Origin of the sequence: Ensifer sp. ENS02 (genome assembly GCF_014851885.1) — a bacterium.
Lineage (GTDB): Bacteria > Pseudomonadota > Alphaproteobacteria > Rhizobiales > Rhizobiaceae > Ensifer > Ensifer adhaerens.
Genome location: NZ_JACVAO010000002.1, coordinates 225,397 through 246,248, shown reverse-complemented (window position 1 = coordinate 246,248; position 20,852 = coordinate 225,397). Strand labels below are relative to the sequence as shown.

Here is a 20,852-nt window from a genome sequence, read left to right as displayed (position 1 = left end):
TCAGGTTTTCATTTCCCGGCATCGTCGTGGAAATGTTCGTAGACCAGCCGCGCCACCGTTTCGGAAATCCCGGCGACGGCCATCAGGTCGTTGATGCCGGCGCGCGAGACGGCTTTGGCGGTGCCGAAATGCGTGAGCAGCGCGCGCTTGCGCGTCGGCCCGATGCCGGCGATCTCGTCGAGCGGGTTCTTGACCATCTCCTTTTTGCGGCGAGCCCGATGCGAGCCGATCGCGAAACGGTGCGCCTCGTCGCGCAGCCGCTGGATGAAATAGAGCACCGGATCGCGCGGCGGCAGCGTGAAGCTGTCGCGACCGAGCGCGAAGAAGCGTTCGCGGCCGGCGTCGCGATCGACGCCCTTGGCGACGCCGATCGCCGTCACGCAGTCCTCGACATCGAGCTCCTTGAGGATGGCGCGCACCGCGGTCATCTGTCCCTGACCGCCGTCGATGAGAATGACGTCCGGCCAGGCGGGGAAAGCGGCATCGTCACCGACCTCCGCGCTCCGGTCCGGTTTGCCCTCTTCCTTCAGCAGCCGCGAGAACCGCCGCGTCATCACTTCGCGCATCATACCGAAGTCGTCGCCCGGGGTGATGTCGGTCGATTTGATGTTGAACTTGCGGTACTGGCCTTTGACGAAGCCTTCCGGCCCCGCCACCACCATGCCGCCAACGGCATTGGTGCCCATGATGTGCGAGTTGTCGTAGATCTCGATGCGGCGCGGCGTGCGCTCCAGCTTGAAGGTTTCCGAGAAGCCTTCGAGCAGGCGCGACTGCGAGGCTGTTTCCGCCAGCTTGCGGCCGTGCGCCTCGCGCGCATTGGCGAGCGCGTGATCGACGAGATCCTTCTTTTCGCCACGCTGCGGCACCTGGATCGCGACCTTGTATCCGGATTTTTCGCTGAGCGCCTGGCCGAGCAGTTCCTGCTCTTCCACCGCTTCGCAAAGCAGGATCTGCCGCGGACAGGGCTTGTCGTCGTAGAACTGTGCGAGGAATTGCGAGAGCACCTCGGCCGTCGGCAGCGACGGGTCGGCCTTCGGGAAATAGGCGCGGTTGCCCCAGTTCTGCCCGGTGCGGAAGAAGAACACCTGGATGCAGGAGATGCCACCCTCGTGGTGGATCGCAAAGACGTCGGCTTCCTCGACACCAGAGGGGTTGATGCCCTGGTGGCTCTGGACGTGGCTGAGTGCGGCGAGGCGGTCGCGGTAAAGCGCTGCCCTTTCGAAGTCGAGGTTCTCGGCTGCCTCGCCCATGGCGGCGGCGATCGTCGCCTTCACCGCTTGGCTCTTGCCCGAGAGGAAGTCCTTGGCCTCCTGAACGAGTTCCGCATAGCCTTGATCGCTGATTTCGCCGGTGCAGGGCGCCGAACAGCGCTTGATCTGGTAGAGCAGGCAGGGGCGCGTGCGCGTCTCGAAGACGCTGTCGGTGCAGGTCCGAAGCAAAAAGGCGCGCTGCAACGAATTGATCGTGCGGCCGACCGCGCCGGCGGACGCGAAGGGGCCGAAGAAGTCGCCCTTGCGGCTGCGTGCGCCGCGATGCTTGTAGAGTGCCGGTGCACGGCTGTCGCCGGTCACCAGGATATAGGGAAACGACTTGTCGTCGCGCAAAAGCACGTTGAAGCGGGGCCTCAGGCGCTTGATCAGGTTGGCTTCGAGCAGCAGCGCCTCGATCTCGGTGCGCGTCGTCACGAACTCCATGTTCGCGGTCTCGCGCACCATGCGGGCGATGCGGTTGGAATGGCCGCGCCCCTGGGCATAGTTGCTGACGCGCTTCTTCAGGCTGCGCGCCTTGCCGACATAGAGAACGTCGCCGGCCTCGTTGAACATGCGATAGACGCCGGGGCCATTCGGCAGCAGCTTGACGAAGGCCTGGATCAACTCTGCGCCCTTCAGTCCCTCGGTCTCCGAATGATTCTCGTGCCACTCGACGACGGGCGCAATGCCGCTCACGTCAGACACTTCGATCAGGTCGTCGTCGTCTTCCGCTTCGCTGCCATCATAAAGGATGCCGCCGTCGGCCGGCACGCGTCCATTCATTCCACTATCTCCCTGATGTCGGGCGTTTCCCAGGCGAGGTGCTGGCCCCCATCCAGTGCGATCATCTGTCCGGTAATCGACGGCGTGTCGAACAGGAAGCGGATCGTCCGTCCGAATTCGTCGAGCGTCGGCCCGCGCTTCAAGATCAGCGCATCGACCTGCGCCTCAAAATCCTTCGGGTCCTGCCGTTCGTTCGGCAGCGTCGGTCCGGGGCCGATGCCGTTGACGCGGATGCGCGGGGCGAGTGCCTGCGCCATCGTCCGGGTGGCCGTCCAAAGCGCCGACTTGGACAACATATAGGAATAAAAGCGCGGATTGGGAGCCCAGACGCGCTGGTCGATCACATTGATGATGAGCCCGCTGGCCTTGGCCGGCAGTTGCGCGGCGAAATCGCGCGCCAACAGGGAAGGGGCTTTCACATGCAGCGCGAAATGCTGGTCCCAGACCTCTTCGTCGAAGGCATCGAGGCTATCCTTCTTGAACAGCGACGCATTGTTGACGAGCAGATCGATCGGCCCGAGCGCTGCTGTCGCGCGCTCGATCAGTGTCGATGTCGCGCCCGTATCCGTAAGGTCGGCTCGAATCGCGACGGCATTCGTTCCCGTCTTCTTCAGGGTTTCGGCCAGGGCCCGCGCTTCGTCAAACGAGGCATCGGCATGAATGGCGACCGCAAAGCCGTGGGCGGCCAGGTCCTCCACTATAGCTTTACCGATCCTCTTGGCGCCCCCGGTTACGAGAGCCGCCTTCAGTGCTTTCTTCAACGTTTCATCCCGCTTTTTCGAATCTTCGCGTCAGCGGACGAAGATATAGGGAAGAAACGCGGGGCTGAAACACTCCCTGACGATTCCTTGCCCAAAAATTAATGGAATTGGCGTAAATTGTATTATTTTGCGTACTTATAGTATAGCTTTCGTTAATCTTGATTTATGGTTAACAAATCTCCTGTGGCGCCAAAGCAACATCAAACTTCGGGCGCGTTTGTGCCACCAAAATTTCACATTTTGGCTCTTGTGAATCCGCATTTGCTGGCCAATTTCAGCTCAACCGGGCGGGTTAAATTAAGAGTTGCCTGATGTTTCACTGTGGGACCCCAAGCCCTCGGCGCATCGGGACGAAAAGGAGAATGTTTATGCGTACGCTCACCACCACCCTCATGGCTTCGGCTGTGTCCCTCATCGCCTTCCAGGCCGCCCAGGCTGCAGACGCGATCGACGAAGTTCCGGCAGCTCCGCAGGCCGAATACAGCGAGCCGGCAGTCAAGAACTGGTCGGGCGCCTATGTCGGCGGTACCGCCGATTGGAAGCATGGCCAGCACGATGCGACCGGCAGCAACACCGCAGCCGGCTTCGGCGGCGGCCTCTATGGTGGCTACAACGTTCAGGATGGCCAGATGGTATACGGCGGCGAAGCCGATATCGGTTACTCCGGCCAGGATTCGACCAAGGGCAACCTGCGCATGAAGCAGGGCGTCAACGGCTCGCTCCGCGGCCGCGTCGGTGTCGATCTGAACCCGGTCCTCGTCTACGGTACCGCAGGTCTTGCCGTCGGCCAGACCAAGGGCACCGTCGGCGGCGCTTCCGACAAGAACACCATGGTCGGCTGGACCGCAGGCGTCGGTGCTGAAACCTTCGTCACGGACAACATCACCGCACGCGTCGAGTACCGTTACACGGACTACGGTTCGAAGGACTTCCGTATGGGCAGCACCAAGGTCTCGTCCGGCTACGACGAGCACGCTGTTAAAGTCGGTATGGGCGTGAAGTTCTGATCGGCTTCTGCCGGATCAAAGAAAAGGCCGGGGAGACCCGGCCTTTTTTGTGTCTGCACGTTAGGCCTTGAACTTGGGGTAATCCGGGAAGTGTTTTTCGAACTTCGCCGGCCAGTTCTTCAGCTTGGCACGCCCCTTCTGCCATTCGCCGGCAAACCGCAGCTCGATGTAGCGCAGCATCGCCGCGAGTGCGAAATGGCCTGCATTGAGCTTGGCCCCGGTCTTCGGCAGGTTGGCATTCAGATGGTCGAGGCTGCGCTCGACCTTTTCCCATTGCCGGTCGATCCAGGGCTGGTGCACCTTTTCCGGCGGATGGGAGCGTTTCTCGTAGACGATCGACAGCAGGCTGTCACAGACGCCGTCGCATAGCCCTTCCAGCAACTCGACGTCGGTGCGCTTTTCGGCGTTCCTGGGATAGAGCTTGCCCTTGGTCTCCCGGTCGATGAAATGCATGATGGTACGGCTGTCGTAGAGCGCCCGTCCGTCGTCGAGAATCAGCGTCGGAATCTTGCCGAGCGGATTGTTGTCGATCAGCTCCGGCGGGTTGGCATTGGTGTCGGTCAAGACACTTTCGGCCGCATAGCCCGCATAATGCGCCGCCATGCGCACCTTGTTCGAATAGGGCGAGGCGGGCGAGTACAAGATCTTCATCGGGCGTCTTTCCTTCCAGGGATTGCGAGATGGGTTTCTGACAGGCGCCTTCTGCGGCTGGTCAAAGCGCCGGGGGCAGCGACACGCTTTCCTTTCGGCAGGCCTGGCGATCGACCGCCGGGCAGGCGCGGAAATTGAGCGACTTGTCGAAGCAGATCCGGATTTCCTCGAGCCGACTACCCTCGCAGGTCACGGCGACCGCGTCCTTCGTCATGCCGGGATTCTTGGCAACGAGCGCATCTTCGATGGCGGCGACGCGCAGGCCCTTTTCTTGCGGGGGAGGTGCGAGCTCCGATGGCAGCGTCAGCCGGTCCCACGCCGCGCGCGTGACGGCGAAGTATTCCTCCTGACTGAGGCCGGAGCAGGTCCCGTGCTTGCGCCATTGGTGGCCGATCAGGCCCATCGATGGAATGAGGTCGAGATATTGCTTGCCGAGCGACGACGGCACGCGATCGGACTGGCGTGTCGGGCAGAAGTCCGGATAACCCCGTTCGTTCTGCGGCCACAGGCCATGCACGATCAGGCCGCGATTGCCGCCGACTTCGCACTGGCTGGATTTTCCCTTGGGGTCATTGTCGCCGCACCAGGTCGGCGACCAGGAAAGCGAGAGCACATAGAAATCGAAGCCGCTGCCGACCGGCACCGTAACGGCCGCCTTCGTGGCTTGCGTTCCCGTCGCCGTCGGCGCCTTTTCAGTGTTCTGATCGCTGCAGCCAACGAGGGCTGCTGCAACGAAAAGCGCCGGCAGAAGCCGGCGCGTTTTCCGGAATGATCTCATGATTAACGGAGCGAGGCGCAATAGGCGCCGTAGACATACCAGGGATCGAGGCCGCCGACGCAGAACTCGATGCTTCTGCCGACGCCGGCAAAGCCCCACGGGCGTTCGATGAGGTAATAGAGCGCACGCTGTTCGCCGTTGGTCATCACAGCGGTTCCGTAGCAATATTCACGCTCGACGAGATGCGTCTCGTCGCGGAACTCCTGCCGATTCTGCCCCATGTCGCGGATCTCGGCGATCGAGAGATTGGTGTGCAGGTAATTTGCATCCCGATACTCGAAACGGGATGTGATGAAGCCGAGAACCGAGGATTCACTGCAGACCCCGGCGTTGTAGGATTGCGCCTGGCTGCTGCCGATGTAGTCGGCGGCAATGGCGCCCGGCGCCGTAGCGGCGGCGAGGGAAAGCGAAATGAGAAGCGTGGCGGCGAGCGTGCGAGTCATGGGCGTCTCCCTATGTCGTCGCATGAGATTGCGGTGCGTCGCGCCCGTCCGTCAAGCCCCTCGGGTTGTCTGTTCTTCCCCGCGCAGCCAGAAGCAGCGGCTGGACGCGAAACGATCCTGCCCCAACCGGGTTTTCAGGAACGGCAGCAGCAGGTCGAGCTCGCTCTTCAGCGTGAAGGGCGGGTTTACGATGATGAGGCCGGAACCGGAAAGCCCTGTGGTTTCCCGGTCGCTTCTGACGGACAGTTCGGCGCAGAGCATCTTCGGGATGTCCAGCGCCTTCAGCGCCTCATGAAACACTTTGATCGGCGCGCCCTGCTTCAGGGGATACCACAGGCAATAGACGCCGCCGGTAAAGCGGCGGTAGCCGCGCGCAAGGCCATCCACCAGCCGTTCGTATTCGCCCTCCTTTTCGAAGGGCGGGTCGACGAGAATCAATCCGCGCTTTTCCTTCGGCGGCAGGTGCGCGCCCAGCGCCAGCCAGCCGTCGAGCTCGGTGACGCGGCTCTGGAAATCGGCGTCGAACAGCCGGTGCAGCGTTTCGTAGTCGTCCGGATGCAGCTCCATCGCCGAAAGCCGGTCCTGGGGTCGGAAGAGCATGCGCGCGAGCTTCGGCGAGCCAGGGTAGAGCATCAGCTCGGAGCCGGGGTTCAGCGCGCGGATGGAGGACAGGTAGGGGGCGAGGATCACCGCGATCTCCGGCGGCAGTTCGCCGTCGAGCAGCCGGCCGACGCCGTCGCGCCATTCGCCGGTCTTCTGCGCTTCCTCGCTGGAGAGGTCGTAGAGCCCGATGCCCGCATGGGTATCGAGAACACGGAACGCTTTCTCCTTCTGCTGGAGATAGTTGATGAGCCGTGCCAGCACTGCGTGCTTCAGGACGTCGGCAAAATTGCCTGCGTGATAGATGTGCCGATAGTTCATGAGCGCCGCCGATGGCTGTGATCAATAGTTGCGATGGGTGGGCGATTGGCTCTTTGAGCCGAAATGCCGATGCCATATAGAAAAGCCATGAACGTTGCGACCCCCATCAAAGCAGAAAAAACCATCGGCCACTCGGTCTGTCCGCACGACTGTCCCTCGGCCTGTGCCCTGGAAGTCGACCTGACCGCCGAAGGGCGGATCGGCCGTGTGCGCGGTGCAGCCGCCAATACCTACACCGCCGGCGTGATCTGCGCCAAGGTGGCGCGGTATTCCGAGCGCATCTATCATCCCGACCGTCTGATGGTGCCGAAGCGCCGCAAGGGCGCCAAGGGCGAGGGCGGCTGGCAGGAAGTGAGCTGGGAGGCCGCGCTCGACGAGATCGCCGATCAGTTCATTCGCGCCGAGCAGAAATATGGCGCTGAGACCGTGTGGCCATACTTCTATGCGGGCACCATGGGTCAGGTGCAGCGCGACTCGATCGACCGGCTGCGTCACGCCAAGCGCTATTCCGGCTTTTTCGGCTCGATCTGCACCAACATGGCCTGGACCGGTTTGAGCATGGCGACCGGCGCCTTGCGCGGCCCCGACCCGCGCGAAATGGCCAAGGCCGATTGCGTGGTGATCTGGGGCACGAATGCGGTTGCGACCCAGGTCAACGTGATGACCCATGCGGTGAAAGCCCGCAAGGATCGCGGCGCGAAGATCGTCGTCATCGACATCTACGACAATCCGACGGTCAAGCAAGCGGACATGGGCTTGGTGCTGAAGCCGGGCACCGACGCAGCACTTGCCTGCGCCGTGATGCACATCGCGTTTCGCGACGGCTACGCCGACCGGGCCTACATGGCGAAATTCGCCGACGATCCGGCCGGCCTTGAAGCGCATCTGAAGTCGCGCGGGCCGGAATGGGCGTCGGCGATCACCGGCCTTTCGGTCGAGGAAATCGAGGCCTTTGCAAAATTGGTCGGCACGACGCCGCGGACCTATTTCCGGCTCGGCTACGGTTTCACGCGCCAGCGCAACGGTGCCGTCGCCATCCACGCGGCGGCATCCGTGGCGACCGTGCTCGGCTCCTGGAAACACGAAGGCGGCGGTGCCTTCCACTCCAACAACGATATCTTCAAGCTCGACAAGCGCGAGTTGATCGGCTCGGCCTTTCACGATCCGGATGTGCGCATGCTCGACCAGTCGCAGATCGGCCGGGTGCTGACCGGCGACGCCGAGGCGCTGCGCCACCGCGGGCCGGTGACGGCGATGCTGATCCAGAACACCAATCCCGTGAACGTCGCGCCGGAGCAGCGGCTGGTGAAGCGCGGCTTCCTGCGCGACGACCTCTTTGTTGCCGTGCACGAGCAGTTCATGACCGATACGGCTGCTGTTGCCGATATCGTGCTTCCGGCCACCATGTTCCTGGAGCATGACGATCTCTATCGCGGCGGCGGCCATCAGCACATCCTGATCGGTCCTAAGGTGGTAGAACCACCCTCGACCGTGCGCACCAATCTGTTCGTCATCGAGGAACTGGCCAAGCGCCTTGGCGTTGCCGATCATGCCGGCTTCGGCCTGACCGAGCGTGAGCACATTGATCGGCTGCTCGCCAACTACGGCATCGGCTACGAGGAGATGAAGGGCCAGAAGTGGCTCGACTGTCAGCCCGCCTTCGAGGAGGCGCACTATCTCAACGGCTTTGGCCACCCGGACGGCAAGTTCCGCTTCAAGGCGGATTGGACGGGGACGCCGGCGCCGAACCGGCCGCCGAAGTCGATGGGCATTCAGGGGCCGCACCAGGCGCTGCCGGAGTTTCCTGACCATGTCGACCTCATCGAGGTCGCCGACGCCGAGCACCCGTTCCGGCTGGCGACCTCTCCGGCTCGATCCTTCCTGAATTCGACCTTTGCCGAGACACCGTCCTCGATCCAGAAGGAAGTGCGCCCGGAAGTGATGGTTCATGCGGAAGATGCCGCAGAACTCGGCATTGCCGATGGCGATGTCGTCCAACTCGGCAACGTCCGCGGCGAGGTGCGTCTGCATGCGAAGATCGGTGGCGGCGCCCGTCGCGGCGTCGTCATCGCCGAGGGCCTGTGGCCGAATGGCGCGCATCTCGACGGGGAGGGCATCAATGTGCTCACCGGCGCCGATGCGGTGGCGCCCTATGGTGGTGCCGCCTTTCACGACAACAGGGTCTGGGTAAGGTTGGCGCGCTAAGTCAGGTTAGAACGGCAACGGAACCTCCCATGAGCGGCGACCACCACCATGCAGATGTCACGAGCACGCCGGTTTCGAGGCTCTGGGCCTCGCTTGGCCTGACCGGCGGCTTCATGCTGGCCGAAGTCGTCGGCGGCATCCTGACCGGCAGCCTGGCGCTGATATCCGACGCCATGCACATGCTGACCGACACGGCGGCCCTTGCGATCGCGCTCGTCGCGATCCATGTCGGCCGTCGCCCGTCAGACCTCTTGCGCACCTATGGCTACGCCCGCTTCGAGATCCTGGCTGCCGCCTTCAACGCGCTGCTCCTGCTCGGTGTTGCCTTCTACATCCTCTATGAGGCCTGGAAGCGGCTGTCCGAGCCGCAGGAGATCCAGTCCGGCGGCATGCTGGTGATTGCCGTCATCGGCCTTCTCGTCAATCTCGCCTCGATGCGGCTGCTCACCAGCCACAAGGACGAAAGCCTCAACGTCAAGGGCGCCTATCTCGAAGTCTGGTCGGACATGCTGGGCTCGCTCGCCGTCATCGTCGGCGCGGTGGTCATCTGGCTGACCGGCTGGCAGTGGGTGGATTCGCTGCTCGCTGTCGGCATCGGCTTCATGGTCTTTCCGCGCACCTGGGTGCTGCTGAAGGAGTGCGTCAACATCCTGCTCGAAGGCGTGCCGCCGGGCATGCGCCTCGCCGATGTCCACGCGACGATTGCCGCCGTTCCCGGTGTTGCCTCCGTGCATGACCTGCATCTCTGGGCGATCACCCAGAGCCAGCCGTCGCTGACCGCCCATGCCGTACTTGCCGACGGTGCCGATGCCGAGACCGTGCGCCGCGCAATCGAGGAGCAGTTGCGCGCGACGTTCGACCTGCACCACACGACGCTGCAGATGGAGCAGGAAGATCGCGCGGCAGCGGAACATATCCACTGATGGCTCAAAGGGCGGGATTGCACTCGCCGGAGAAGGAAGTTGCATGAGCACCCAGCATGACCCACGCGTCAGGATCGTCGGCCGCCGCACGCTGTGGAAGGGCTTTGCGCACCTGGAAGAGGTGACGTTCGAACAGCAGATGTCCGATGGCGCGACCGTGACGCTGAAGCGGGAGATCCACGACCATGGCAATGCGGCGACCATCCTGCTCGTCGATGCCAGGCGCCAGAGCGTCATCCTGGTGCGGCAGCTTCGCGTTCCCGTTCTGCTCCAGGGCGACCCGGCCTATCTGATCGAGGCGGCCGCCGGGCTCCTCGACGGCGACACTCCGGAAGAGGCGATCTGCCGCGAGGCGCTGGAGGAGACCGGCTACCACGTCCAGGACGTCATCCACCTCTTCGATGTCTATATGAGCCCGGGGGCGCTGACCGAGCGCACGAGCTTCTTTGCCGGCCACATCGACGCCACCGAGAAACGCGGCGACGGCGGCGGGCTTGCGCATGAGGGCGAGGACATCGAAGTGCTGGAAATCCCCTTCGACGAAGCCGTCGCAATGATCGCGACCGGAGAGATCTGCGATGCCAAGACGATCATGCTCCTGCAGTGGGCGCAGCTCAACCGGCAGCAACTGTTTGCCTAAGGGATTGTTTTATAAGAGTATAATTTATTACCGATATTTCACTTTTTGATCCGTATCGGGTAAGCTAAAGCGCTGATGTCCTCATTATCGACATGGGCGCTTCATGACATCCTCCCTACCGGAACGTGCAACCGACGACGAGCAGCAGGCGGAGGGAGGCTGGTTCTCCTTCCTGCGTCGCAATCGCCGTTATCTATCGGCTGCCGGTACGCTCTTCGTAATCGCACTTTTCGGCTTTGCGATCTTTCACCTGACGTCCGAAGTCCAGTACGACGAGGTCGTCCAGGCATTGGCGGATACCAGTTGGATCTCCGTCGCGGCGGCGGTGTTCTTCACCGCATTGAGTTTCCTCGCGCTCACCTTCTATGACGTCAGCGCGCTTGATTACGTCAAGCGAAAGCTGCCCTATGCCGACGTGGCGCTGACGGCGGCCTCGGCCTATGCGGTCGGCAATACTGCGGGGTTCGGGGCGCTCAGTGGCGGCGCCATCCGCTACCGCTCCTATTCGCGCCTCGGCATCGAGCCTGAGAACATCGCCCGCATTATCGCCTTCGTGACGCTCGCCTTCGGGCTCGGGCTGCTGGCGGTGACTTGCCTCAGCCTGCTTGCCGTCGGCGAGTATGTGGCGCCGATGACCGGGATGGATCCTCTGGTATTGCGCGTAATCGCGGCCGTGATCCTCGGCGGTCTGTTCACAGTGTTCTTTCTTGCCCGTGACGGGCGCGAGGTCAGCATCGGGCGTCTGACGCTTCGGCTCCCGGATTCGCGCACCGTTTCGCGCCAGTTCCTGGTGACGGCGCTCGATCTCGCCGCCTCGGCGACCGTTCTCTATGTTCTTCTACCCGCCGGCACGATCGGCTGGCCGGCCTTCCTTGCGGTCTATTCGCTGGCCGTCGGCGTCGGCGTCTTGAGCCATGTGCCGGCCGGTCTTGGCGTCTTCGAGACGATCATCATCGCGACGCTCGGCCACAATGCCGATGTCGACACCATTCTCGGCGCGCTGGTGCTCTACCGCGTGATCTATCACGTGCTGCCGCTGGTGATCGCGATCGCCGTCGTCATCGGCATCGAACTCCGCCAGCTGTCCGGTCATCCGGTTGCCTCCAGCGTGCGGCGCATCGGCGGCCGCATGACGCCGCTGCTTTTGGCAACGCTCGGCATCGTGCTGGCGATCATGCTGGTTCTTTCCAGCGTGACCCCGACGCCCGACGAGAACCTGGCATTCCTCGAAGCACTGCTGCCCTTGCCGATCGTCGAGGGCGCACACTTCCTCGCCAGCCTTCTCGGCCTTGCCCTCGTGGTCGTCTCGCGCGGACTGGCGCTGAGGCTTGACGGCGCCTGGTGGGCCTCGATCGTGATCGGGATCGCCGCGCTGCTGCTGTCGCTGATCAAGGCGATCGCCGTGGTGGAAGCGGGCATGCTGGCCTTCTTCCTGGTGGGGCTCATCGTCAGCCGCCGCCTGTTCGTGCGGCCGGCCTCGCTGTTCGGGCAGGCGCTGACGGTGCCATGGCTGACGGCGCTCGGGGTCATCTGCCTGGGCGCGCTGGTCGTGCTGCTCTTCGTCTATCGCGATGTCGAATACAGCCATGAGCTCTGGTGGCAGTTCGAATTCTCCGCCGAAGCCCCCCGCGGTCTGCGCGCGCTTCTCGGCGTGACGATCGGCGCGAGCATGCTTGCGATCTGGAGCCTGATGCGCCCGGCAACCAGATCCGCCGAGCCTGCCTCCGACGACGCGATGGAGCGGGCGCTTTCGATCGTCGAGGCGCAGGATATGTCCGATGCCAATCTGGTGCGCATGGGCGACAAGAGCCTGTTGTTTTCCGCCGACGGCCGAGCCTTCATCATGTATGGCCAGCGTGCTCGTTCCTGGATCGCGCTTTTCGATCCCGTCGGCCCGATCGATGCCTGGCCGGAGCTGATCTGGCACTTCATCGAAAAGGCGCGCGCGGCCGGCTGCCGGGCGGTTTTCTACCAGGTCTCGCCCCTGGGGCTTGCATACTATGCCGATGCCGGGCTGCGCGCCTTCCGGCTCGGCGAACTCGCGCGCGTCGATCTCGCCCGCTTCGAGCTGAAGGGGGGCAAATGGGCGAACCTGCGCCAGCAGGTGAGCCGCGCCCAGCGCGACGGGCTCGAGTTCCGTGTCGTAGCGCCCGAAAACGTTCCGGACGTCATGCCTGACCTGACCGCGGTCTCCGATGCCTGGCTCGCGCATCACAATGCCAAGGAGAAAGGCTTCTCGCTCGGTGCCTTCGATCCCGAGTATCTTCGCGAGCAGCCGGTGGCGATCCTCACCTGTGGTGGGCGTACGGTCGCATTTGCCAATATTCTGGTGACGGCGACCAAGGAGGAGGGGACCGTTGACCTCATGCGCTTTTCGCCGGATGCGCCGAAGGGCGCGATGGATTTTCTCTTCGCCCAGGTGATGGAGTATCTGAAGGCCGAGGGGTACCGTACCTTCAACCTTGGCATGGCGCCCCTGTCGGGCATGTCCACGCGCCAGATCGCGCCGGTCTGGGACCGGGCCGGGCGCACCTTCTTCGAACACGGCGAACGTTTCTACAACTTCAAGGGCTTGCGCGCCTTCAAGTCGAAGTTTCATCCGCAGTGGCAACCGCGCTATCTTGTCGCCAGTGGCGGCATCAATCCGATCCTCGCCCTGATGGATGCGACATTCCTGATCGGCGGCGGTCTCAAGGGAGTGGTGAAGAAATGATCCCTGTCGCGAACGCCTGGAAATGCCTGACTTCGGCGGCGCTGCTGCTCTCGGCATCGATGTTCCCCGCTCTCGCGGAAGACGCGCCGAAGAGCTACGATACCGGGATGATCCCGTCGCCGCGCATCATGCTGCCGAAGGAAAAGGCGGCCGCACTTGTAGTGCTGCTGTCGGACGCCGCCGGCTGGACGGACAAGGAGCAGGCGATCGCCGACACGCTCACCGATGACAAGACAGTCGTTGTCGGCATCGACCTCAAGGCCTATCTCGCTTCGCTCGCCAAGGATGATGGCGACTGCATCTACATGGTCTCCGACATCGAATCGCTGAGCCAGCAGGTGCAGCGTGCCGTCGGCACCGACGCTTACCAATTGCCCGTCGTCGCAGGCGTCGGTGCCGGTGGTGCGCTGGCACTCGCCATCGCTGCCCAGACACCGCCTGCCACCATCGGCCAAACACTTGCGATTGATCCGGAAGAGGGGATCGCGCTTGAAAAGCAACTCTGCACCCCGGCCGAAAAGGTGAAGAAGGGCGACCGCATGGTCTATGGCCTGACCGACGGCGCGCTGCCGGATCCGGTTTCCGTCGTCTTTTCACCCGCGGCATCGGCCGACGGGCGCGCCCATGTGGCGGCATTGATCGCCAAGCATCCGGACGTCGAGCAGGAGGACAGCGACGACGACGCCTATACGACGCTGTCCGATCACCTCACCGATATCATCGACAGCGAGCGCGACGCCGGCAATCCGTTCGGTTTGCCCCTGACCATCCTTGACGCAAAGCCGACCCGTGACACGATGGCGGTGATCTATTCGGGCGACGGTGGCTGGCGCGACATCGACAAGGAAGTCGGCGACGTGCTGCAGCAGCAGGGCGTACCGGTCGTCGGCTTCGATTCCCTACACTACTTCTGGTCCGAGCGCGATCCGCAGGTGACGGCGGACGACCTTGCCAAGGTGATGAGCTACTACCGCAAGCACTGGAACGTGCGAAACGTGCTCCTCATCGGCTATTCCTTCGGTGCAGACGTCCTGCCGCGAACCTTCAACCTGCTGCCGGCCGGCGAAAAGGCCCATGTTCGCCAGGTGACCTTGATGGCCCTCTCGCACATGGTCGATTACAAGGTCTCTGTGCTGGGTTGGCTAGGGGCTTCGGGCGACGGCAAGGGTGGTGATCCGCTCGACGATATCAAGCGCATCGACCCGGCGTTGGTGCAATGCATCTACGGCACCGACGAAGAGGACGATGCCTGCCCGCAACTGAAGGGCACCGGCGTCGACGTCATCGGCATCGACGGCGGCCACCACTTCGACGAGGATTATCCGGCGCTGACACGGCGCGTGCTTGATGCCCTCGATCGCCGGCTGGCTTCGGCGAAGTGAACGGTCGGTGTGTGGGGGCGTGAGGCTTACCCCCCTCTGCCCCGCCGGGGATCTCCCCCCACAAAGGGGAGATCGGCTAGACGCGCCCACCCGCTACAACTGAACGAGATTGCCCGCCGGCTCGATGTTGACGATGGGGGTATCCTTCTGCCCCAGATAGAGTTGCCACCGGCGAACCGGTAATGACCGCCGAGCGGTCGCCATCTGCTGATATCCCCCCTTGCGGGGGAGATGCCCGGCATGACAGAGGGGCGTTAACCGCGTGTGATGCGCCGTAGTCGGGACAAAGCAACCCGGCGTGATTACGCAGCCGGCGAAATCAGCGTACCCGTCGCCTCGCCAAGGCTCTTGCTCACAGCGCGACCGCCTTCCATGCGTATCTTGCCCTCGGCCATCAGCCGAAGCGCCATCGGATAGGTGCGGTGCTCGACGGTCAGCACTCGGGCAGCAAGGCTGTCGGACGTGTCTCCGGGCACGACCGGAACCACCGCCTGCGCCAGGATCGGGCCTTCGTCCATGCCTTCGGTGACGAAGTGCACGGTGCAACCGGCGACCTTCATGCCGGCGTCGATAGCCCGCTGATGGGTGTGCAGGCCGGGGAAAAGCGGCAGCAAGGACGGATGGATGTTGAGGATGCGTCCCTCGTGGCGCTGGATGAACGTCGCCGACAGCAGACGCATATAGCCGGCGAGGCAGATAATGTCTGGTGACAGCCGGTCGAGCTCGGCAAGAATTGCCGCCTCGTGGGCGTCCTTGCTGTCGAAGTCCTTGCGCAGGAAAGCGCGCGTGGGGATGCCAAGCGCCGCGGCTTTGGCGAGACCGCCGGCATCCGCCTTGTCGGCGATGACGGCGACGATCTCGGCCGGGAAATCCGGCTCGGCCGTTGCCTTTGCGAGCGCCAGCATGTTGGAGCCGCCACCAGAGATGAAGACGACGACCCGCTTCTTGCCCGTCGAGACTTCCGTCGTCATAGGGCCAGGTTGCCCTTGTAGATCGTGCCGGCTGCACCTTCGTCGCGGGCGACCATGCGGCCCAGCGTAAAGACGGTTTCGCCTTCGCCGGTGAGCACGGCGGAAACCTCTGCGGCCTTGTCGGCCGGAACGACGGCGATCATGCCGACGCCGCAGTTGAAGGTGCGCAGCATTTCATTGGCGGCAACGCCGCCGGTCTGGGCAAGCCAGGAGAACACCTTCGGCGCCTTGATCGCGTCGAGGTCGATCTCGGCAGCGAGGTGCTTTGGCAGCACGCGTGGAATGTTCTCAGGGAAACCGCCGCCGGTGATGTGGGCGAGCGCCTTGATCGAACCGGTCTCGCGGATCGCCTTCAGGAGCGGCTTCACATAGATGCGCGTCGGCGTCATCAGGAGATCGGCAAGCGTACCTTCGCCGAACGGAGCAGGAGCATCCCAGGCAAGGCCCGAGAGCGTGACGATCTTGCGCACCAGCGAATAGCCGTTGGAATGCACGCCGGAGGAGGCGAGGCCGAGGATGACGTCGCCTTCGGAGATGTCACCGGCCGGCAGCAACTGACCGCGTTCGGCAGCGCCGACGGCAAAGCCCGCGAGATCGTAGTCGCCGCCCGAATACATGCCGGGCATTTCGGCGGTCTCGCCGCCGATCAGCGCGCAACCGGATTCGCGGCAGCCCGCAGCGATGCCGGCGACGATCGCGGCACCCTGGTCCGGGTCAAGCTTGCCGGTCGCGAAATAGTCGAGGAAGAAGAGCGGTTCGGCGCCCTGGACGACGAGGTCGTTGACGCACATGGCGACGAGGTCGATGCCGACGGTGTCGTGCTTGTTGGCGTCGATGGCGATCTTCAGCTTGGTGCCGACGCCGTCATTGGCGGCCACCAGAACCGGGTCGGTGAAGCCCGCGGCCTTGAGATCGAAGAGACCGCCGAAGCCGCCGATTTCGCCGTCGGCGCCGGGCCGTCGGGTCGAGCGCACATGCGGCTTGATCTTCTCGACCATCAGGTTCCCGGCGTCGATATCAACGCCCGCGTCGCTATAGGTGAGACCGTTCTTTCCCGACTGGCTCATGCTCGTTCTCCAAGGCTCGTCGTGCGACAGGTATTTTGCGGATGCGATTGGCACGGCAGGCAAGGGAGTGCAAGCCGAGAGCAGGCCTTGGCGGCGTTTTTTCACCATTTTGCCCATATCCCACGGCGCAAGCCAGTCAGCTTGGCTATAAACTGGATGACTGCACCGGTCGGACTTGACCGTTACGCGCACCGCCCCCTATCTCCTTGACAGGGTTGTGATACGCAACAGTGGCGAGCGGCGCCTCACGAGGAGTGTCATGGATATCAAGGTCAGCGGTTCCGGATTGCAGCGCCAGGTCATTTTCTGGCTACTGGTGCTTGCCGCCTTCATTGCCTTCCTCATGGTTTTCAGCTCGATCCTGCTGCCGTTCCTGGCCGGCATGGCGCTTGCCTATTTCCTCGACCCGGTCGCCGACCGCCTGGAGCGGTTCGGCTTGAGCCGGTTGATGGCGACGGTCGTGATCCTGATCGGCTTCGTCGTCGTCTTCGTGCTGGCCCTCATGGTCATCATTCCTGTCGTCGTCAGCCAGGCGGCCGATTTCATTGCGAACATCCCCGGCTATGCCGCCAAGCTGCAGGTGCTCGTCAACGAAGCGCAGACGCGGCTGATTCCCGATTGGCTCGCGAGCCAGATGCCCTCGCTGAAGCAAAGCTCCGGCAAACTGCTCGAACAGGGTGCGGCCTTCGTCGGCACGCTCTTCCAGCAGATCTGGAACTCCGGCGTGGCGTTGCTCGACGTCATCTCGCTGCTGGTCGTCACCCCTGTCGTCGCCTTCTATATCCTGCTCGATTGGGACCGGATGGTCGAGAAGGTCGATAGCTGGGTTCCGCGCGACTACGTCTCGGATGTGCGCCAGATCGCCCGCGACATGAACGCGACGATCGCCGGATTTGTGCGCGGGCAGGGCTCGCTCTGCCTCATCCTTGGTCTTTATTACGGGATCGGCCTGTCGCTGGTCGGTCTCAATTTCGGTCTGCTGATCGGTCTCTTCGCCGGCATGATCAGTTTCATTCCCTATGTCGGATCCATGGTCGGCCTGGTGCTCGCCGTTGGCGTCGCACTGGTCCAGTTCTGGCCGGACTATCTGTGGATCGGCCTCGTGCTTGCCGTCTTCTTCAGCGGCCAGTTCATGGAGGGCAATATCCTCCAGCCGAAGCTGGTGGGCAAAAGCGTCGGCCTGCATCCGGTCTGGCTGATGTTTGCGCTGCTTGCCTTCGGTGCACTGTTCGGCTTCGTCGGTCTTCTGGTCGCGGTGCCCGCAGCAGCCGCCATCGGCGTGCTTGTCCGCTTCGGCATCCAGCGCTACCTTGATAGCGACCTCTATCACGGGCACGGCAAGGCCGTGGAAAAGAAGGCGAAGAGCGACAAGGCCGCCTGATTTCCGACGATTGTCCCGAGTACAGCATGACAAAACGCCCATTCGAACAAATCCCCCTGGCTTTCGGCCACGACCCGGCGACGGGTCGTGAGGACCTGCTCGTCTCCGACAGGCTGAGCGCGGCCATCGCCATCGTCGACCACTGGCCGGACTGGCCGGCGCCCGTGGTCATCATCGCCGGCCCGATCGGCTCGGGAAAATCGCATCTCGCCAGCATCTGGAAGGAGCGGGCAGGAGCGGAAGTGATCCACCCGCTCGCCGGCTCCGATGCCGCGTTGATCGCGGCCGAACGACCTGTTCTCTTCGAGGATGCCGACCGCAGCGGCTTCGACGACACGACGCTGTTCCACGTCATCAACAATGTGCGCCAGCACGGCACCAGCCTGCTGATGACGACGCGGCTCTGGCCGATGTCCTGGCCGGTGACGCTGCCGGACCTGCGCTCGCGCCTGAAGGCGGCGACCGTGGTCGAGATCGGTGAGCCGGACGACGAATTGCTGACGCAGGTGCTGATCAAGCTCTTTGCCGATCGCCAGCTTTTCGTCGACGAGCGGCTGGTGGGCTACATCGTCCAGCGCATGGAGCGCTCGCTGGAGGCAGCGCAGACGATCGTCGAGCGCATCGACCATCTGGCGCTGGCCCGCGGCACGAAGCTTTCACGCGCGCTCGCTTCCGAAGTTCTCGAAGAACTGGGAAATCAGCGTCGGTCCGATTGACTGTCACAGAACCGTCGTCAAACTGAGATAGCCGGTGCAGCCGGAGCAATGGGATCTGAAAAGCATGGATAACGCGCTATCTGCGGTGAACGAAAACCAGGCATCGGCGGAGGACGTCGACCTGCTGACGAGCCCGCAGCGCTTCATCAACCGCGAATTTTCCTGGCTGCAGTTCAATCGCCGCGTGCTCGAGGAAACGCTGAACACGGCGCATCCTCTGCTGGAGCGTGTTCGCTTTCTGTCGATCTCTGCCGCCAACCTCGACGAGTTCTTCATGGTGCGCGTCGCCGGCCTCGAAGGCCAGGTGCGCCAGGGCCTCTCGATGCGTTCGCCCGACGGCAAGACCCCGGTCGAGCAGCTCGAAGACATCCTGAAGGAAATCGACAATCTGCAGATGGAGCAGCAGGCCTCGCTCGCCGTGCTTCAGCAGTATCTCGCCAAGGAAGACATCCTGATCGTTCGCCCGGCCTCGCTTTCGGTGCAGGACAGGAGCTGGCTTGCCAACGAGTTCGATCAGTCGATCTTCCCAGTGCTGACACCGCTCTCCATCGACCCGGCGCATCCGTTCCCCTTCATTCCGAACCTCGGCTTTTCGATGGGCCTGCAGCTCGTCAGCAAGACCGGCCGCGAGCCAATGACGGCGCTCCTGCGTCTGCCGGTGGCACTCGACCGCTTCCTCCGGCTGCCCGACGTCAAGAACGTCATCCGCTATATCACCCTCGAAGACATGGTCAGCCAGTTCATCGACCGGCTGTTTCCGGGCTATGAGGTCAAAGGCTCCGGTACCTTCCGCATCATTCGCGACAGCGATATCGAGGTGGAAGAAGAGGCGGAAGACCTCGTTCGCTTTTTCGAGACCGCGCTGAAGCGCCGTCGCCGCGGTTCGGTGATCCGCATCGAGACCGATTCGGAAATGCCGGCGTCGCTGCGCCAGTTCGTCGTGCAGGAACTGGGCGTCCCGGAAAACCGGATCGCCGTCCTGCCGGGACTGCTGGCACTCAACACTTTGTCCGAAATCACCAAGGCTCCACGCGATGATCTGCGCTTCGAGCCGTACAATCCGCGTTTCCCCGAGCGCGTGCGCGAGCATGCCGGCGACTGCCTGGCGGCGATCCGCGAGAAGGACATGGTGGTGCATCACCCCTACGAGTCCTTTGACGTGGTCGTGCAGTTCCTGTTGCAGGCAGCGCGCGATCCTGAAGTCGTCGCCATCAAGCAGACGCTTTACCGCACGTCGAACGACAGCCCGATCGTGCGCGCCCTGATCGACGCCGCCGAGGCCGGCAAGTCGGTGACGGCGCTCGTCGAGCTCAAGGCCCGCTTCGACGAGGAAGCCAATATCCGCTGGGCGCGCGACCTCGAACGCGCCGGCGTCCAGGTCGTCTTCGGCTTCATCGAACTGAAAACCCACGCCAAAATGTCGATGGTGGTGCGGCGCGAAGAGGGCAAGCTTCGGACCTACTGCCATCTCGGCACCGGCAACTATCACCCGGTCACCGCGAAGATCTACACCGACCTGTCGTTCTTCACCTGCAACCCGGTCATCGCCCACGACATGGCGAACATCTTCAACTTCATCACCGGCTACGGCGAGCCGGAGGCGGGCATGAAGCTGGCCGTCTCGCCGCACACGCTGCGCCCGCGCATTCTCAGGCACGTCGACGAAGAGATCGAGCATGCCAAGGCCGGGCGCCCGGCGGCGATCTGGATGAAGATGAACTCGCTCGTCGATCCGGAGATCATCGACGCGCTCTATAAGGCGAGCCGCGCCGGCGTCGAAATCGACCTGGTGGTGCGCGGCATCTGCTGCCTGCGCCCGCAGGTCCCGGGGCTCTCGGACAATATCCGTGTCAAGTCCATCGTCGGTCGATTCCTCGAACATTCCCGCATATTCTGCTTCGGTAACGGTCACGGGCTTCCATCGGAGAATGCCCTTGTCTATATCGGCTCGGCGGATATGATGCCGCGCAATCTGGATCGGCGGGTCGAGACGCTCGTGCCTCTCATCAACCGGACTGTGCACGAACAGGTTCTGTCGCAGATCATGCTGGGTAATCTCATCGACAACCAGCAGAGCTACGAAATTCTTCCCGATGGCACCTCTCGCCGGATGGAAGTCGGCAAGGATGCCGAGCCTTTCAACGCACAGCACTATTTCATGACCAATCCCAGCCTCTCCGGCCGGGGCGAGGCCCTGAAGTCCAGCGCACCGAAGCTCATAGCCGGCTGGAAGAGCGGCTGGCACAAATAAACTGGAATT

At 63.1% G+C, this 20,852-nt stretch carries 17 protein-coding genes; 9 read left to right on the top strand and 8 right to left on the bottom strand.

Annotation, left to right across the window (positions count from 1 at the left end; all coding sequences use genetic code 11):
• Window positions 1-8 precede the first annotated feature (8 nt).
• Together uvrC and IB262_RS05735 are read right to left on the bottom strand one after the other, a co-directional pair.
• Window positions 9-2,033, bottom strand: a complete 2,025-nt coding sequence (gene uvrC, locus IB262_RS05740; protein WP_112975713.1) for an excinuclease ABC subunit UvrC — start codon at window positions 2,031-2,033, stop codon at window positions 9-11.
• Window positions 2,030-2,794 (bottom strand): SDR family oxidoreductase, encoded by a 765-nt coding sequence (locus IB262_RS05735; RefSeq protein ID WP_034803857.1) that lies wholly within the window; start codon window positions 2,792-2,794, stop codon window positions 2,030-2,032. Before IB262_RS05735 ends, uvrC begins: the two co-directional genes overlap by 4 nt.
• A gap of 368 nt (window positions 2,795-3,162) precedes the next feature.
• Here IB262_RS05735 and IB262_RS05730 point away from each other — a divergent pair, with 368 nt between their 5' ends.
• Window positions 3,163-3,801 (top strand): outer membrane protein, encoded by a 639-nt coding sequence (locus tag IB262_RS05730; RefSeq protein WP_060522140.1) that lies wholly within the window; start codon window positions 3,163-3,165, stop codon window positions 3,799-3,801.
• 60 nt (window positions 3,802-3,861) lie between these two features.
• Here IB262_RS05730 and IB262_RS05725 read toward each other — a convergent pair whose 3' ends face one another.
• The 4 genes from IB262_RS05725 to IB262_RS05710 form a co-directional block, all read right to left on the bottom strand.
• Entirely contained in the window at window positions 3,862-4,452 is a 591-nt protein-coding gene (locus IB262_RS05725) for a glutathione S-transferase (protein ID WP_112975712.1), read from the bottom strand.
• A gap of 61 nt (window positions 4,453-4,513) precedes the next feature.
• Window positions 4,514-5,230 (bottom strand): ribonuclease T(2), encoded by a 717-nt coding sequence (locus IB262_RS05720; protein WP_112975711.1) that lies wholly within the window; start codon window positions 5,228-5,230, stop codon window positions 4,514-4,516.
• Between the two features lie 2 nt (window positions 5,231-5,232).
• Complete coding sequence (locus tag IB262_RS05715) at window positions 5,233-5,673, bottom strand: hypothetical protein (protein WP_112975710.1); 441 nt, start codon at window positions 5,671-5,673, stop codon at window positions 5,233-5,235.
• A 51-nt stretch (window positions 5,674-5,724) separates the two neighbouring features.
• Window positions 5,725-6,594 carry a 23S rRNA (adenine(2030)-N(6))-methyltransferase RlmJ gene (locus tag IB262_RS05710; protein ID WP_112975709.1) on the bottom strand — a complete coding sequence of 290 codons (870 nt, stop codon included), beginning with the start codon at window positions 6,592-6,594 and terminating at the stop codon, window positions 5,725-5,727.
• Window positions 6,595-6,663: 69 nt separating this feature from the next.
• Between IB262_RS05710 and IB262_RS05705 the strand changes: the two genes are divergently transcribed.
• The 5 genes from IB262_RS05705 to IB262_RS05685 all read left to right on the top strand — a co-directional run bounded on the left by IB262_RS05705 (window position 6,664) and on the right by IB262_RS05685 (window position 14,457).
• Window positions 6,664-8,799: a molybdopterin oxidoreductase family protein gene (locus IB262_RS05705; protein WP_112975759.1), complete on the top strand. Its 2,136-nt coding sequence runs from the start codon at window positions 6,664-6,666 to the stop codon at window positions 8,797-8,799.
• Between the two features lie 29 nt (window positions 8,800-8,828).
• Entirely contained in the window at window positions 8,829-9,722 is an 894-nt protein-coding gene (locus IB262_RS05700; protein ID WP_112975708.1) for a cation diffusion facilitator family transporter, read from the top strand.
• A 43-nt stretch (window positions 9,723-9,765) separates the two neighbouring features.
• On the top strand, window positions 9,766-10,362 hold the full coding sequence (locus tag IB262_RS05695) for an NUDIX domain-containing protein (RefSeq protein WP_060522145.1): 597 nt from the start codon (window positions 9,766-9,768) through the stop codon (window positions 10,360-10,362).
• 103 nt (window positions 10,363-10,465) lie between these two features.
• Window positions 10,466-13,075, top strand: a complete 2,610-nt coding sequence (gene mprF, locus IB262_RS05690; protein ID WP_112771263.1) for a bifunctional lysylphosphatidylglycerol flippase/synthetase MprF — start codon at window positions 10,466-10,468, stop codon at window positions 13,073-13,075.
• Window positions 13,076-13,134: 59 nt separating this feature from the next.
• Complete coding sequence (locus IB262_RS05685; RefSeq protein ID WP_234824436.1) at window positions 13,135-14,457, top strand: AcvB/VirJ family lysyl-phosphatidylglycerol hydrolase; 1,323 nt, start codon at window positions 13,135-13,137, stop codon at window positions 14,455-14,457.
• 302 nt (window positions 14,458-14,759) lie between these two features.
• Here IB262_RS05685 and purN read toward each other — a convergent pair whose 3' ends face one another.
• A complete protein-coding gene (purN, locus tag IB262_RS05680) occupies window positions 14,760-15,428 on the bottom strand; it encodes a phosphoribosylglycinamide formyltransferase (RefSeq protein ID WP_112975707.1) in 669 nt (222 codons plus the stop codon).
• Window positions 15,425-16,495, bottom strand: coding sequence for a phosphoribosylformylglycinamidine cyclo-ligase (gene purM, locus IB262_RS05675; RefSeq protein WP_034803829.1), 1,071 nt, complete (start codon window positions 16,493-16,495; stop codon window positions 15,425-15,427). Before purM ends, purN begins: the two co-directional genes overlap by 4 nt.
• Window positions 16,496-16,754: 259 nt before the next feature.
• Here purM and IB262_RS05670 point away from each other — a divergent pair, with 259 nt between their 5' ends.
• From IB262_RS05670 to IB262_RS05660, 3 genes are all read left to right on the top strand, one after another.
• On the top strand, window positions 16,755-17,876 hold the full coding sequence (locus IB262_RS05670) for an AI-2E family transporter (protein ID WP_060522149.1): 1,122 nt from the start codon (window positions 16,755-16,757) through the stop codon (window positions 17,874-17,876).
• 26 nt (window positions 17,877-17,902) lie between these two features.
• On the top strand, window positions 17,903-18,592 hold the full coding sequence (gene hdaA / locus IB262_RS05665) for a DnaA regulatory inactivator HdaA (RefSeq protein WP_089043948.1): 690 nt from the start codon (window positions 17,903-17,905) through the stop codon (window positions 18,590-18,592).
• Between the two features lie 64 nt (window positions 18,593-18,656).
• Complete coding sequence (locus IB262_RS05660; protein WP_192493473.1) at window positions 18,657-20,843, top strand: RNA degradosome polyphosphate kinase; 2,187 nt, start codon at window positions 18,657-18,659, stop codon at window positions 20,841-20,843.
• Window positions 20,844-20,852: the final 9 nt, after the last annotated feature.